11 protein-coding genes and 2 pseudogenes are annotated in these 14,783 nt (G+C 46.5%); 5 read left to right on the top strand and 8 right to left on the bottom strand.

What is annotated here, in order from left to right; genetic code table 11:
- The 3 genes from AB8804_RS22835 to AB8804_RS22825 all read left to right on the top strand — a co-directional run.
- A partial coding sequence (locus AB8804_RS22835) for an AAA family ATPase (protein ID WP_371190211.1) occupies positions 1-1,383 on the top strand: 1,383 nt, incomplete at its 5' end.
- A 333-nt stretch (positions 1,384-1,716) separates the two neighbouring features.
- The gene (locus tag AB8804_RS22830) at positions 1,717-2,319 is read left to right on the top strand and encodes a site-specific integrase (protein ID WP_371190212.1); all 603 of its coding nucleotides are present in this window, start codon (positions 1,717-1,719) and stop codon (positions 2,317-2,319) included.
- 145 nt (positions 2,320-2,464) lie between these two features.
- Entirely contained in the window at positions 2,465-2,893 is a 429-nt protein-coding gene (locus tag AB8804_RS22825; protein WP_371190210.1) for a GNAT family N-acetyltransferase, read from the top strand.
- 1,188 nt (positions 2,894-4,081) lie between these two features.
- On the opposite strand, the gene AB8804_RS22820 is transcribed toward AB8804_RS22825, so the two are convergent.
- From AB8804_RS22820 to AB8804_RS22800, 5 genes are all read right to left on the bottom strand, one after another.
- Positions 4,082-4,807, bottom strand: coding sequence for a fimbria/pilus periplasmic chaperone (locus AB8804_RS22820; RefSeq protein WP_371190209.1), 726 nt, complete (start codon positions 4,805-4,807; stop codon positions 4,082-4,084).
- Positions 4,773-6,095 carry a fimbrial usher protein StbD gene (stbD, locus tag AB8804_RS22815; RefSeq protein ID WP_371190208.1) on the bottom strand — a complete coding sequence of 441 codons (1,323 nt, stop codon included), beginning with the start codon at positions 6,093-6,095 and terminating at the stop codon, positions 4,773-4,775. Before stbD ends, AB8804_RS22820 begins: the two co-directional genes overlap by 35 nt.
- A gap of 1 nt (position 6,096) precedes the next feature.
- Positions 6,097-8,670, bottom strand: coding sequence for a fimbrial outer membrane usher protein (locus AB8804_RS22810; protein WP_371190207.1), 2,574 nt, complete (start codon positions 8,668-8,670; stop codon positions 6,097-6,099).
- Positions 8,657-9,412 (bottom strand): fimbria/pilus periplasmic chaperone, encoded by a 756-nt coding sequence (locus AB8804_RS22805; RefSeq protein ID WP_371190206.1) that lies wholly within the window; start codon positions 9,410-9,412, stop codon positions 8,657-8,659. Before AB8804_RS22805 ends, AB8804_RS22810 begins: the two co-directional genes overlap by 14 nt.
- A gap of 68 nt (positions 9,413-9,480) precedes the next feature.
- Positions 9,481-10,020 (bottom strand): fimbrial protein, encoded by a 540-nt coding sequence (locus tag AB8804_RS22800; protein ID WP_371190205.1) that lies wholly within the window; start codon positions 10,018-10,020, stop codon positions 9,481-9,483.
- 730 nt (positions 10,021-10,750) lie between these two features.
- Here AB8804_RS22800 and AB8804_RS22795 point away from each other — a divergent pair.
- Positions 10,751-11,905 (top strand): transposase, encoded by a 1,155-nt coding sequence (locus AB8804_RS22795; protein ID WP_371190204.1) that lies wholly within the window; start codon positions 10,751-10,753, stop codon positions 11,903-11,905.
- A 334-nt stretch (positions 11,906-12,239) separates the two neighbouring features.
- A pseudogene (locus AB8804_RS22790) lies at positions 12,240-12,776 on the top strand (Rpn family recombination-promoting nuclease/putative transposase); the annotation flags it as partial.
- Here the strand turns inward: AB8804_RS22790 and AB8804_RS22785 are convergent.
- The 3 genes and pseudogenes from AB8804_RS22785 to AB8804_RS22775 all read right to left on the bottom strand — a co-directional run.
- Entirely contained in the window at positions 12,773-13,384 is a 612-nt protein-coding gene (locus AB8804_RS22785; protein WP_371190203.1) for a DUF2913 family protein, read from the bottom strand. The pseudogene AB8804_RS22790 and the gene AB8804_RS22785 sit on opposite strands and share 4 nt — an antisense overlap.
- Before the next feature lie 262 nt (positions 13,385-13,646).
- Positions 13,647-14,456, bottom strand: a complete 810-nt coding sequence (locus tag AB8804_RS22780) for a hypothetical protein (RefSeq protein ID WP_371190202.1) — start codon at positions 14,454-14,456, stop codon at positions 13,647-13,649.
- A gap of 40 nt (positions 14,457-14,496) precedes the next feature.
- Positions 14,497-14,783: pseudogene (locus AB8804_RS22775) on the bottom strand (hypothetical protein); the annotation flags it as partial.

Here is a 14,783-nt window from a genome sequence, read left to right as displayed (position 1 = left end):
GAAAGTGATATATTCGATAATATGAGTTTTTCAGAGGCCAATGATGGATCCTTGTTTTTCACTCAATGCGCAATGATTTTCAAAGGTTATCATATGCGCTGGGAGACAAATAAGTTTAACAAATTTCTCAATGTAGAAGAAAAAACAGATAAATATCCTGTCATAGATGATGAAAGCTTCATTAAAAAGTTTGGTCCAGCACCATGGATCCTAATTAATGAGATTTTGGAAAGAGCAGGACTGCCCTATGAATTTCCTAGTCCAGGGATTTCAAATCCTGAACTAGCATATACTTTAAAACTTGTAGACAGAACGACTGGGAATGATATATCAGTAAACGACTTATCATCTGGTGAAAAAGTACTAATGTCCCTTGCGCTAGCTATTTATAATATCGGAGAAGGTGGCGTTCGACCTGAGTTACTGCTTCTGGATGAGCCTGACGCACCATTACATCCGCAGTATTCGCACCTGATGATTGAAACGCTAATTGAGACAATCGTTAAGCGCGCCGGTGTTAAAGTTATTATGACAACCCATTCACCTACAACAGTCGCAATCGCCCCAGATAACAGTGTGTATGAAATTAGTCGGGATTCAAAAATTCCGGCGATGATAAGCCCTGGAAAAGCTGTAACAGTTTTAACTTATGGAATCGATTTTCTTCGGGTAACATATGAAAAAAGACGTCAGGTTTTTGTTGAAAGCAAATATGATGTAATATATTTCGAAAAATTATTTGATACTCTTAATCGTAGGCGTAAATTTAACTATCAACCTATTTTTATGGAGCCGCATAGCGGCACATCAAATTGTACGGATGTTATCAATATAGTGGACAAGCTTCGAAATTCTGGCAATGATTTAGTTTGGGGGATAATAGACTTTGATGAAGGTAATGTTGCCAGAGATACTATTCTGGTTCTGGGCGAAGGTAGACGCTATGCCATTGAAAACTACCTTTTAGATCCGCTATACATAGTTTTGGCGTTAATTAGATACGGTAAGGCAACCTATCTAGATTTTGGGGTGTCGACTCAGGTATCTTACCCAGATGCAGCATACTTAACCGAATCAGAATGTCAGATACTGATTGACAACTTCCTAACTGCTCTGGAAATCACACTGAATGATCCTTTTCCAGTCACGCTGGAAAACGGTTATCAGCTCAATTATCCACAGGCATTTTTGCTCCATCAGGGGCATAATTATGAAACTCTTATACAGAGTAAATTTACTGAGCTTCGTGCTATCTCACGGGGACAGGGTGATTCAGCTCTGAAACTTGGATTGGCTGAAGTTATTGCAGAATTTCCGCAGTTTTTACCTGTCGAAATAGGAAATTTATTTGAATCGATGAATGAGTGCTGTTCAGTGTATTAGCGCTAACAAGAATTTTAGTTTTTAGGATGCAACTAGAAACGCCCGCTCTGATAGATGGCGTTTTATTTTTTACGTAATTGTTATTTAATATACAACTTTTTTATTTATAATCTTCCTTAAGTCGGCGAATCATTAGGCGATTATAAAAATGTTAGTCTTCACCTTCTTAGCTCCCATATGATTCAGAAACTGATATATTCTATCTGGGTCGTGGAGGTCTGATTTCTTGATATGCCTTGAAAAGGAATTATCTCCATGACTGATAACTATGCCCGCTCCTCGCTCATAAAGGACAACCATACTCAAATCTCCCACATTGTAGGAGATTTGAGTATGAACACGTCACCGTGGAATAAAGACCGTATCATAGGCCAAAAAAGACCACTTCAGATATCTCATATCTGGGGGATTCGAATCCGGCTTGAACTGGAAGGTAAAACGCGTGATTTAGCTCTGTTCAATATGGCCTTAGACAGTAAGCTACGAGGCTGTGATCTGGTCAAACTCAAAGTATCTGATGTTGCATATGGTAGCTCTGTTTCAAGCAGAGCTACGGTGCTGCAACAGAAAACCGGTAGCCCTGTGCAATTTGAGATAACCAAAGGGACAAGAGAAGCTGTTGCTGCATTGATAAAGCTTGGCAATTTGCACAGTAAAGACTTCTTGTTTCGGTCTCGGATCGGAACTAACCGGCACATATCAACCCGACAATACAGCCGAGTTTTTCATGGGTGGGTAGAAAAGCTTGGTCTCGAAGCTTCGCTTTACAGCACACATTCCATGAGAAGTACAAAACCTTACTTGATATACAAGAAAACCAAGAATCTCCGGGTGATACAAATTCTGTTGGGCCATAAGAAACTGGAAAGCACAGTCCGTTATCTGGGCATTGAAGTCGATGATGCGTTAGAGATATCTGAATCGATTGAAGTCTAAGGTTGTCAGGGCTGCAACAGCAGCCCTGTGCTAGGAACGGACATTAATCATGATCACCCCTTGACTTTATTAGCCAGCTAAGTATTAACGCGATGAATTAATTATTCTAAGCCCAAGATTGCAAATACACGATTTAGGAAAGGTAATGGAAATTTTTTTGAGAGTTGCCACCGTCACAGATCTTGGCGCTGTTAACAAGCGCTACGAAGAGGTCGATTTTGTTCCTTCTCACGAAGGCGAGCTAATCGTACTTGCATCCTGTGACGGTAAGCCTGCCGGTCAAGGAAGAGTAGGTACTATAGATGCTGAGAGCGGTGAGTTAGGCGGGATTTATGTATACCCAGGTAATGAAGGTTTAGGGATCGCCAGAAAAGTTGTGGACTTCCTGATTAAGAATTCAGATCTCTCGATATTATACTGTTTGCCATTTGAAAATTTGGAAGGATTCTACGGTTCTATGGGGTTCACGCCTGTGAAGGATATGGGGAAAGTACCTCAGGCAGTAATAAAAAAGCATCAGTGGTGTAATAGTAATTATGATAAGCCAGTCCTGCTTCTTGAAAGAAGAAAATGACTTAGCATACTTATAAACCCTGCCATTATGTATGCAGCAGGGTGTTCCAGTCTCCCCCTTATCTGCCATCTCTATGAACTTCCGCTCCTCGCTCATAGCAGACCGTCATGCCAGCTCAAAAAACAGGTTTAACGTAGGATATTTTCCGTTTTAAAGCGGCCCCCATATACTGCCTCTGGGGGACTGGGAGGCGATGTATGCTTGTCTTATGTGGCTTGATCAGACAAGTAATACCCTGCATCAGGGAGGCCAGCCCCGGTATAATTGCCAACTTGAATTTTCACAGCTGGAGGCCGCTCATAAAAAGACGGAAAGCATCCGGCTTAATTTTCGGCGCCTTGCCACGTTCGGGCTGGCAGGTTCGGCGCGCTATGAAAAATAACTAATAGTCACAGCGCAGTATAATGACCCTGTTACAAGCACAACGACTGATGAAAGTTATACCAAATGCATGATAAATATAGTTTTTGATGGTGACAAATACACGTTTGAATATAAGGAATCTCTCTTCCCAAGAGGAATTGGGAAAAGCGAACTCGCACCTTTTATTGCAAAGGGTGATAAAATCACCGCTTGCGCTTAACTCACCATTAACTGTGGTAAGGTCTGAAAATCTAAATACTTTGCAATTTTCTCCTGCTATATTTTTCAAAGCAACGCGCAAGTCATTTTTCGAAATCCCTTTTAAATAAACATCTGTAATGTAGCATTGCTTTTGCAATTTTTTTACACGTGACGCCGGTATGTAAAATAAACCTTATACGAGGTTTTTTTTTACCAACTGCCGTAATTTGAACATGTCTTCGAAAATATCATTGGAATGATCATACATTTCACAAAAAACAATATCTATTGCAGTTTTTTTGTGAAAGAAATTCTTCTAATCTTTTAAATGAAGACACAGAACCTTTAAAAATCGGCCTATGATTCTCTTGTAATAACATTCGCATTGTGTCATTGACATAAGTTGAAGGATCCATGACAAGGTCATTTAATTTTGCCGCTTTTTTTATTGGCATCGATAATTTTTTAATTACTTATTAAATCTAAAATTCGAGGGTAATAAAAAATCTTTATTCAGATTTTTTATTACCTTGTTATTGAAGCAAACAACTGTATTATTGTCTATTAGTAATCTCGGACGTAGGTATTAGAATGATGCTTTTCTTGTAAATGTCCAATTGATTATTAATTAATAACGCTTACGCGCCGATGGATTGCACCAACGTCATCTATGACGTCAAAAGTAACACTCTCTTTTTCATTTATTTCATTTTTAACATGAAGCGAAATATGGGAGAAAGGTCCAAGCCAAATAGGCTTTGACTTAATGTCGGCTATTCTTAATGAGGGAATGGTGATATACCATTTCGTTGGGTTTTTTATTATTACCGTATTTGAGTTGACTTTTGAAAAAAGAATTTTATCGAAATCATCAGAAGTTATGTCTCCTACGGATTTTGGGCGCACAAAAACCTTAAGCCTTATTCTTAATGGTAGGATTAATTTATTTTTTTCTTTTGAAACCTGATTTGTATTAGGCGGTATCTGTAATATGTTCAGCCAAAAAATGCTTTCTTTGTTTTGTGGTAGATCTTCTGTAGAGACCAAAAGTAATCGAATGTTTCTCACTTCGTTTGGCTGCATTTTTAATACCGGGGGGTTAACTAACACCGGTGTTTTGACTTTATCAGGTGTAGTCAACGGATCCCCTGCATCTGTCCACAATTGTACAAGGATAGGTTCTTTATGAGAATTGTGCAGTGATATATTTGCGGTTAATTCTCCGGAGCTGAAGATAACTCTCGATTTATCAACGTTGACAGTGCACTCGCCATTAAATGACGCTGTTAATGTTAATAATATAAAGACTAAACGCTTATTGAAAACTAACAATGACTTGTAGCTGAGCATTTACAGTACCTGCTGTGACGGTTTCACCAGAAATGGCCTCTAAGGCGGCAATAAACGATCCTGTATAGGTCGTCAGACCGCTGGTTGATTCTCCTTCATCTGTCATTAAATCGGTATAGGAGTACCATCCTCCGCTGTTACCCGTACCCATGGTCTGACTGGAAAGCAGATTCATCGCGCTACCGTTCTGGTCATAAATTCTGATCCCGACTCCTGATGCCACTCCTGAACTACCGTAATTGGTGTCCATCAGATGGGTTAATCCGCTGGTTGAAGTCAGTCCAAGTGCAGTGGCCGCACTCACGGCAGTTGCGTTATTCACCAGAAAACCCAACGCCACATTTGCTGAACTGGTTGTGGAAGTACTGACGCTTGAAACTGCACCGGACTCACACTCCAGGCTGAGGTTAAACAACGCCTGGCTTGTCTCTCCGTTGTTTAAGTCAGTGATGGATATTGTAGGAATAAGCACCACGGACGGATAATCGGATACCTGGCACAGGGCACCACGCACGTAGGTTACATTTCCATAAGTACTCCAGGCACCCGGCCAGTTGGCATAGAACCCATAGTAATAGCTATTACTGTCCATACCTTCGGTCAGGGAGTTGGTGTTCAGACCCGGCCCCTTGAATGCTATGTAACCGCGCGGCTGTGTGTAGGTATCAACATACCGGTTCGCTGCACTTCGGTAATAGCTCGTATCATCAGTCTTATACATTTCATATAGAACGTTACTGAATGCACTTGCCGGGATGTAGATATAGGTATCGTCCTGGACCCAGTCAGAAGATGTCAGCTGCCTTTGCTGCCAGTAGCGGGAATAGTATTCTCCCGTACTCAGATTTGTCATCCTGACTGCCACATTCTTGGCCACGTCATAATATGCTCCGTCAACGTCCGAAACGGTCCATTTGCCAGTGTATGCGTTATCACCGTTTGTGGCGTACATTTCATACAGACTGTCTGCATCGGCTAACACGCAACGGTAAAGTATCTGATTAGCGGTATAGGTGGTGCGGGTAGCCGCCGTTAAAAAGCTCCCCGTCGCGCTGGCTAAAAGCGTCCCGGCAGGCTGAAAGTTACTTCCCGTGTTGATGCTGATAACGGATGGCAGCCCCAGATTTCCCGTACAGGTATCACAGGCGCCGGTCCAGCTCGCGGCGGTATATCCCTGACTGATCAAATCCTTGGTCAACGAACTGGTACTGGTTACTTTCGAACAAGCGGCTACAGCAACTGCGGAAAAACACAGTGCGAAAAGAACGATAATCAATTTCAGCTTCATTTTACTGCTCACCTAACGTTTTAGCACAGGGCGCATCCAGCTCAATAATCCTGTCTTTTATTTTCCGGGTCGGCAGCTGATAGTTAATCTGACACCGATCACTCTCCTCTTCCCCCCAAGATACAAATAACGTGCCGGACTGAGCATCCAGGCGCGCATATACCTGGCCCGCCTGGCCTACCATTCCGATAACGTTGCCATCCCGGTCCCTGACCTCAGCGCCCATTGGAACCGTTTTACCGCCGGACAGAGCGCTGTTGATAAGCACCTGCTTTCCGTAAACGGTATCGAACCTAACCCCTACGACCGCACCTGCATAGGGAACAACCTGCCGGCTGCCACCCGCCAGCTCAACGTCTTCACTCATCTCCTTCGGGTCGAGGCTGACGTTGTTATACCTGTAGGGCGTCAGGGAGGGTAAAATGGCATATCCCAGAGAGTCTATTTTCGCCCCCTGACCATTTTTAACGGCCGCCCCCGTTGCGCCCCGCGCGTGAACAAGCGCAAACGTGTCGCTGGCGTAAGGGCCATAGGTCAGCCCCCCGGAATGCATCACCAGCGTTCCCGACGTCCCCAGCCCCAGCTGTTTATAGCCGCTTCCCTGTGAATAGGAAGCCCGCCATGCGCCTTTGGCCGTGTTGTTTTGCAGGGAGCCTCCCCAGGTTGCGGTATTTCCCTCATCCTTGTACCTTTCCATGCCGCCATACAGCGAATACGAAACCTGGCCCGCTTCGCCGGCCGAGCCGGACACTGCTGCGGTACTGGTTTCTGACGTCTTGTTTCTTGAGTAATTGTAGGTAACGCTCGAACGCCTTTGCCCCCAGTCAAGTGGAACAGAAAAGCTGACAGAGGCGGTATTTTCATTATATTTCTGACGGTTATCACTGATGTCGCTGGCATCGTAATAGTAGCGGCGCGTGCTGTATGTCGTTCTCTGCCGTCCAATATTAATGCTGTAGGAAAGCTTTCCGTAACTGTTCGCGTAGCCGAGCTGAAACTGGGTAATACGCGACTTGTTATTGTAATAGTCCGACGTACTGGCGTTGAGCGACAGGGAGCCATAGCTACCCATCCCCTGGGAAACCGTGGCGCTGAGCTGGTTCTTTTGATTCAGCGTGTCTGAATAGTAGGTTTCCCCTTTTGATGTATATCTTCTTACCCCCAGCACGTCCTGCAAATCGCGAAAACCCTGCGTCGAGTAACGATATGCGGCCAGCATAATATTTGTGCCCGTACTGAAGGTGCGGCTGTAACTCCCTTCAGCCCGCCAGCCCGTCTGACGATTATCATTTTCCACCAGTGCATCTGAGTAGGTTGCGTTAAGTCCGAAAGCACCCCAGGCCGTAGCTAGTACGCCCCCCGTCAGGAATGCCTGATAATCTTTTGCCAGACGAACCCCCGCGTTGGCGGTAAGGGCATTGCTCACGCCTCTCTGAATGACCCCTTCGAGAAACTCATTGTCAGTATTTCCGTAGTTCCTGACTCTTCCCAGCGCCAGCTCATAGTTCCAGACCCCCGGGCGAACCGATTCCGGCACTGCGGAATAGGTTACGGTGAAGGTCGACTGCTGTCCGGTTGCCTCAACAACGGTGACCTGTAAATTTCCCTGCCCGCGGGTGTTGTTCAGGTCACTGATAAGAAAAGGACCCGGCGCAACTACGGTCTCATAAATCGTTTTGCCCAGCTGGCGGACAATCACGCGTGCGGTGGTGTTGGCCATGCCTCTGATTTCCGGTGCATATCCACGCCGGCTTTGCGGATACATTTTCACATCGCTCGCCAGCTTTATGCCGTTGAAGGACAGGCTGCCGAAAAGGCTGCTGTTGGTATAGCTGTCACCGAGCGTGATAACAGAGTTCAGTGCCGGCAACGGGCGCTGGGCATAGGTTTTTATGCTCGTCCAGTCCTGCCGTGTACGCTGGTTGGTCTCCATATAGCGGTAATTAGACTGATTTCTGAGTTGCCAGAGCCCAATGTTGGTGCCGCTGGTAATCCCACTCCAGAAGTTTTTTGTCCTGTACCCGCCGTCGTTACGCGTCTCATAATAGTTAGAGTTATGTTTGAAAAATAAAGCGGCTATACCCTGATCCCACTCGTCTACGGGAATAAAACCTCTTGGCTGGCGATTCAGCGACGCCTGGGGTATCTGCAGGTTGAGGCGCAGGGCCGGCTGATCAAACTCCCATGAGGAACCGGGCGAAATGTCGCCAAGCGCGTAGCACGCCTGCTCCGGTAATAAAGCAGGCAGCCTGCCGGGCTTCAGCCTCGATAACCTGATATCGTCTATCGTCAGGCAGGGCTGAACCTCGCTGTCCTTTCCGGCGGGGGAGAACCTCATCAGAGTATTCTGTTTCACTAATTTGTTATTGACGTATAAATCAGGATTATAGTCTCCCGCCTGAACCGGGATTTCCTTCTCGTTCATCAGAGACAGATTTACGGCCACGCCGGAGCCCTGCAGCAGGGCCGGGTCGAAGTAGTAATCACGCGCTGCGGCAGGTGAACACGATACTGCCGACAGAGAAGCGTACAGGCACTGTATAGTAAGGTGATTTTTCCGCTTAGCTAACCGCATATTCCTTTGAAATCCTTGCGCCCTGATCGCTGATATACTCAATTACTGCAGTAAGCCCGCCTCCTGTTGATGTTTTGAACAGATAGCTTTTTTCCGAAAAGGGTGAAATCATATCCGCTCTCTGCTTAACCTCTTTCTTTCCGTCCTTTAAGGTGATGCTGACCATGGAAATATGAATTGGGGACGGGTTTTTAACGTGAACGCGGATATTTCCTTGAGCAGCTTCCGTCCGTACTTTTATCAGATCCGGGGCAGATGCAACTTCAGGGAGAATAGCTTTGGGCCGATAGAAGACCTTTACGCGGTTTTTAAGCATAATCAGCATTTTATTTTGCCTGTTATCCATATTCTCCAGGGCATTGCTGGGTGGGATTTGCAGGAAATTAAAATACAAAACAGACTCGCGATCGTCAGGCAGGCTGGCCGGATTGCCCGTAAACGTAACCCGCATAACCTGACCGCTGCCCGGCATAATGCGAAACAGTGCAGGGCTGGCAGTGAACGGCGCTCTGCCGGTCTGCGCCGTGGAGTTGACATCACCAGAATCAAACCATCCCTGAACGGCGTAGGGAATTGCATCCGCGTTTTTGAACTCAACGTTGACGCTTTTACTGCCTTCAGGGTAAATAATACGGCTGCCGATCATAGTCACGCTGGATACAGCCTGAAAAGAAATGACCATTAATAAAGCAATAAGGGGTAGCAAAAATACCCTTGAGTAAAGTAAAGCAGACATATTCATGATGCGTATCTAACCTGATGACATACAGGGAAATAACAAGCACTCCTGTTGGAATGCCTGTTATTAAGTTACTGGTAAGAGATGGCGTACTGCAGAGATGCCGCGACCGTACCGGCGGTAGCTGCACCCGTAGCGTAATACTGCGCAGTGTAGGTTGATGTAGCAGCTGTATCGCCTGTCGCGAGAGTTAAATCCCCTGAAGCGGTATATGTGGAGCTGAGATCGATAGCCGTGTCGGATGAATCCAGGATCTGGATATTTACATTTTTAGCGGTACCACTGTTGCCTAGCGTGCCTTCATTAGTAGTGTCCACGAGATTGCCAACAAAAACGGTGCTGATAGTGGTTGAACTGGTTGCTGAAGTGCAGCCGGTTACGCCCATATCAAAAGTTGTTGCCCCCGCTACATCGCCGGATGCGGCAAGCGAGGTAGCTGCGACGGTTGGCAGTAAAATAATAGGTGCGGTTTCATTGCCGTTAACCGTCAGGGAACAGGTCTGGTCGGTAACTTCTCCCTGAAATGAAATTGTATTATCAGAGCTCGCAAAAGCAGGAGCTGTGCTAAGAACACTCAAAAGTGCAATACTAGTAAAGCTTAGTTTATTCATTAACATCATCCTGATGATTACATCAATGTAAAGATAAAATTTGGCATGAATGTCCAGGGCATTCAAATTAATGAGTGCCTATTCTAGCTCAATCTGCTGTTAAACATGATAAGGCAATTTTTTGATCTGGCAATATGTAGTTTCATAGATTGTTGTTCCGTCGCCCTCCAGTGGATTGGATTAATATCTTTTTATGAAGTTACTTTCCGGAAAAAAAGTCGTCAAAATGATCAATTGTGTTGGAATAATCTGAATTAGGAGTGGAAGTTAGAATTTTACGATTTAACTCAACATGTTCAAAGAACTAATTAATTCACAATTCCTACAATTTCTATCAAGAAAACATTACACAATAGAAAGAAAAATCTTAAAGATTAAACATCGTTAGCTTCATGTGGCCGATGCACAAAAGTCAAGACGGAGAATATTTACTAGTCGTCGGTTGTAATCTGACATGTATATACTAGCATGATCACTATATGCATCTATTGAAGAAATGTTCCTGAACGTAGCGCCCCTATGGGGCGAGCACGGCATCGCTGCTGCCTCAACCGTCATTTAGATTCTGTCTCACCTCAACACCGGTACCGTCTGACAGCCCGACCGGCTGCGAGGTGGGACATGTCACACCATCGCGTTGACACCCGCATAAAATGAGTTCGCCTGTGGCTTGAGCCGGCTGGCGCCGACGCACTTTTCCTGCCCGGCAACGCCCTGTAGACTCTGCACCATGTATATTCCCCGACCGGCAAAGCTGCTGTTCCAGCATGACGATGGCTGGAACCATTATCTCGACAAACTCGGCTACTCCCTCAGCGACTGGACCAAACTCGCCGTCGAGCGCATGCTCGCCTGTGGTACCTGCGCCATGGGCGTGCGCCGTTACTGCTGCCCCTCACCGGACTGTACCCATCCCCGCTTTTTCTGTCAGACCTGCAAGTCCAAAGCCTGCAGCAGCTGTGGCCTCAAGGCCACCGAGCAGTGGATCGCCGAACAGCAGCACATCCTTCCCGACTGCGATTGGCAACACATTACGTTTAACATGCCCCACCTGTTGTGGCCATTCTTCAACAACAACTGGCCCCTGCTCAATGACCTGTTTCGCTGCGCCACCCGCGCCATGCTTCGCTGGGCGCGCCAACAGGGTATCGAAGTCGGCATATTTTGCGCGCTGCACATCTATGGCCGGCAGTTGAATCAGCATCCGCATATCCACGTGTCCGTCACCCGCGGCGGCCTCGACATCAAACACGGCACCTGGCGGCAGCTGTTTTTTAAAAAGAAAGAGGTGGAGGCCATCTGGCGCAACGCCGTCATTTACCTGCTGCGCGACAACTACGCGCAAATCAACCCCGGCACCCTGCCGAGCCTCAGTCATATCCGTAATGAAGAACGGTGGCACCGTTATCTGCATGCCCAATATCGCCGCGCCTGGAAAGTGCATTTTGCCAAAAAGACCCACGGCGGCGCCGTGGTCCATCAGTATTACGATCACCGCACGCAGCAACACAAACGCCAGAAAATCAGTCAGGAGGAGATGCTCCATCGGTACGTCAGCCATATTCCGGCGCGGCATTTTAAAATGGTGCGCTACTACGGCTTCCTGGCCAACCGCAAGCGCGGTTCGCTGTTGCCGAAGGTCTACGACGCGCTGGCGATGACAGTACGGAAAAAACCGAAACGTCCCGGGTTCGCGGTGCTGATGAAAGGCTTCCTGGGCACTGATCCGTATCAGTGCATCCTGTGCAAGGGCCGACTGCGTTTTGCCGGCGCCATGGCGGGCAAGCACGCTACAAAAATGCTCTCTGCCAGGCTGCAGCGGATGGCGAAAAACGATGGCTTCAGGCACCGCCCCTGGATCAGGGCGTCTGAAAACAGGTTTTAGATTAAAAACACATCAAAACAGGTATTTTTACAGATAAACAATAGCAATGCCGCACCGTCAGTGGATACAACGCGCTGCCGTTTATCGGCTACTTAGCGCGCTAAATCAGCATCGGTATTTGCTTAATTCTTTTACGGTTTGCGCCATACCTTGCCTTAGCAGCGCTTCTAAATATTCATCAACCGACACGGGCGGTTTCCGTAAACTACTGCGCTGCGTAGTTACGGCCGAAAGCACAAGTGCTCTATTTAAATCGAATAAAAAAGAAGCAAAACGAATGAAGACAGCCCAACCGGTCAGAGCGGATGGCAGAATGATGCTCGCCCGGTCGCGGCTGGACTGCTTCAGCAATCCGGAGCAGGCCGGAAAGGTCTACACCAAAGGCTTCCCGCTGGTTGATGTCACCGTCATCGATGATGATGAGATAATGCACCACCGCCGGATGGCCGCCCTGACCCTGCTGATGAAGCATATCCGCCAGCGGGACATGATGGAACTGCTGGACAGACTGCCACGGGTGATGGTGGAATGGATTTCACCCGAACAGGTGCGTGTTCTGATAAACTATATGGTAAATGCAGGCGAAGCGCCTGCTCCTAAATTTATGCGGGCGCTGGCACAGCGTCTGCCGCAGCACGAGGATGAACTGATGACCATCGCACAGCAGCTTGAACAGAAGGGCATCGAGAAGGGCAGGGCTGAAGGCCTGCAACTCGGTGAACAACGTGGTATAGAAAAAGGCCGTTCAGAAGGGGAGCGCGAAGCCACCCTGAAAATTGCCCGAACCATGCTGCAGAGCGGCATTGACCGCAGTACCGTCATGAAAATGACCGGTCTGACGCAAGACGACCTGGCGCAAATCCGCCACTAATCCCCCTTTCCTGGCACTCCCTGTCCGGCCATCAGCGAATACTGGTGGGGCAGGGAGGCACCAGACTCAGGCTCTGCCTGCCAGCCACAGCGATTAAACAGCTTCATCACCCCCGCTACGTTCCCCGTCAGACGCGCTGTCAATGGATTTATCTGTCGACCACTGTCGTCAAAAGCAACATCGAGGTTGGCCCGTGAGAGATAAATGCCATTCACACCCGCACTCAGGACTAAGGCATACCGCCCGGACCATTCACGATCGCTCAACAGACGGTAACTCCAGCTCATGTCCTTCGCAGTTTCCAGGGCATACGTCAGCCGGAACAGGTCGTTTTGCTCGGACAGTTCGCCCGTGCAGGAGCGCCAGAGGTAATTCAGCTTGCTGGCCAGCTTCGCGCTGACGCCCAGCAGGCGTCCCTGTTTCAGAAGCCACTTGATATCGGGTGCCACATCACGCGAAAAACGTCGTTGCTTCAGTGCGCTCGCCAGCCAGCGGGTGAGAAAGAGGTTTTCCTGTGCCGGTGACAGCACATCACCGCTCTGTCTGGCCAGCGCAAGCGCCACCAAGGCGCACCATGCCAGATGCCCTGATTTTTCTGTCAGTGTCACTGCCTGTACTTTTCCTTATATTCTGTCCACAAAATTTTGGCGGCTTCCCGCTTACAACACCGTTTTAGGGGTCTGAAGCCCAACCGTACGATAAGTGTGTATTTTAACCAGAATGATGTTTTCGTTACCGGGGTTGCACGCCGGAACCGACGAAATTTCCGTGACACATCACACACTCAGCTATGGTTGCTTCTCGTACACTGAGCCATCAGCTCCGTGTACGAGTGTTACCGAAGTCTGAGGGTCGTAACGGAGGCCCTGATTAAGTATCTCCCCATAATATCCTCCAACGGCCGATTGTAGTTTGGTAATGAGGTGAAATCAGGGAAAAGAGCCGATTAACATTTTCATTATTGTTAATATTTATGATGTCGAAATTATTACTACTTTCCAGAACGTTAACTTTAGTGAAAGTAAGCAAAGCATCTATGTGTTTTAACCCATCATATACGTGGTCTAAGTGTATATTTGACTCTCTACCATCACAGCCGGTTTTAACCAAGAACCCACGTGACTTAGGTAGTTGACATTTACTCCCGTAATTATCTATATGTATTTCATACTCGTCACTCATCATAAATATCGCTGCGTCAAGTAACGTTGCTGTTGGTGTAAAAGAAAAAGTATCACCCAAATCAACTGCTATGATATTTATATCATTCTTATTTACAATACCCTTTTTGAACCACCGTTCGTATTGCTTTGTTTTATCCAGTATCTTGGATGTTAGTTGTGTTTTGGGCTTATCTGTAACTGCATGTTCTTTTGCATTGATGCTTTTACATCGGAATCTTTCATCTTCTTGGGTCATTAACGTCACTTCAAAATTAAAACGAACCCCATTCATCTTCATTACGACATCAGGGTGATTTTCTCCTGTTTGCTCAATCAGTCGGGCTTCTTTACTAATACATTTTTGCAGAGCAGTTGCTAAAAAGACCTCGGAAGGAAATGATTTTCGCTTATTAATATCCTTCTCAAGGTCAATTGCTTGAGTAAATGAGTCCTGATGCTTTCCAAGATATTTTTTTACCTGTTGAAATGCCTTTTCATAGTCGAAACTCACATTCATCTCCTAATTCAGCGCTTTATTTTATAACTCCTTGAAGTTCCTAACCATCAAGCTTAGTCAATGAAGCTAATGAACTGTCAAACCATGCTGGATGCAAAACGGGAGTCAGAGATTTTCTGATTGTAAATTCGTCTAATACATGAAACTTAGTTGACATTTTAATGACCTTCTTCTTTATATTTTCTCTTATCCAGAGATGATCGTATGCACGTATTTCGGAAGGAAGAATAAAAAAGAAATCATCCTTTCTGAACACACTATCCTTTTTATTAAATTGTTCGACCAGTGTAACAAGAATATATGGAACGAAAGGTATTGTTAATCCGA

The sequence above is a fragment of the Enterobacter sp. KBR-315C3_2022 genome (assembly GCF_041399425.1).
Classification (GTDB): Bacteria; Pseudomonadota; Gammaproteobacteria; order Enterobacterales; family Enterobacteriaceae; genus Enterobacter.
The sequence above is the reverse complement of the archived record's forward strand: the minus strand, read 5'-3'. Positions and strand labels throughout refer to the sequence as shown.

What these genes read in the sequence shown, in the direction of transcription:
- AB8804_RS22830 (WP_371190212.1), top strand. Translation starts at nt 1,717, where the DNA reads ATGAACACGTCACCGTGGAATAAAGACCGTATCATAGGCCAAAAAAGA.
- AB8804_RS22825 (WP_371190210.1), top strand. Translation starts at nt 2,465, where the DNA reads ATGGAAATTTTTTTGAGAGTTGCCACCGTCACAGATCTTGGCGCTGTT.
- AB8804_RS22820 (WP_371190209.1), bottom strand. Translation starts at nt 4,807, where the DNA reads ATGCTCAGCTACAAGTCATTGTTAGTTTTCAATAAGCGTTTAGTCTTT.
- stbD (WP_371190208.1), bottom strand. Translation starts at nt 6,095, where the DNA reads ATGAAGCTGAAATTGATTATCGTTCTTTTCGCACTGTGTTTTTCCGCA.
- AB8804_RS22810 (WP_371190207.1), bottom strand. Translation starts at nt 8,670, where the DNA reads ATGCGGTTAGCTAAGCGGAAAAATCACCTTACTATACAGTGCCTGTAC.
- AB8804_RS22805 (WP_371190206.1), bottom strand. Translation starts at nt 9,412, where the DNA reads ATGAATATGTCTGCTTTACTTTACTCAAGGGTATTTTTGCTACCCCTT.
- AB8804_RS22800 (WP_371190205.1), bottom strand. Translation starts at nt 10,020, where the DNA reads ATGAATAAACTAAGCTTTACTAGTATTGCACTTTTGAGTGTTCTTAGC.
- AB8804_RS22795 (WP_371190204.1), top strand. Translation starts at nt 10,751, where the DNA reads ATGTATATTCCCCGACCGGCAAAGCTGCTGTTCCAGCATGACGATGGC.
- AB8804_RS22780 (WP_371190202.1), bottom strand. Translation starts at nt 14,456, where the DNA reads ATGAATGTGAGTTTCGACTATGAAAAGGCATTTCAACAGGTAAAAAAA.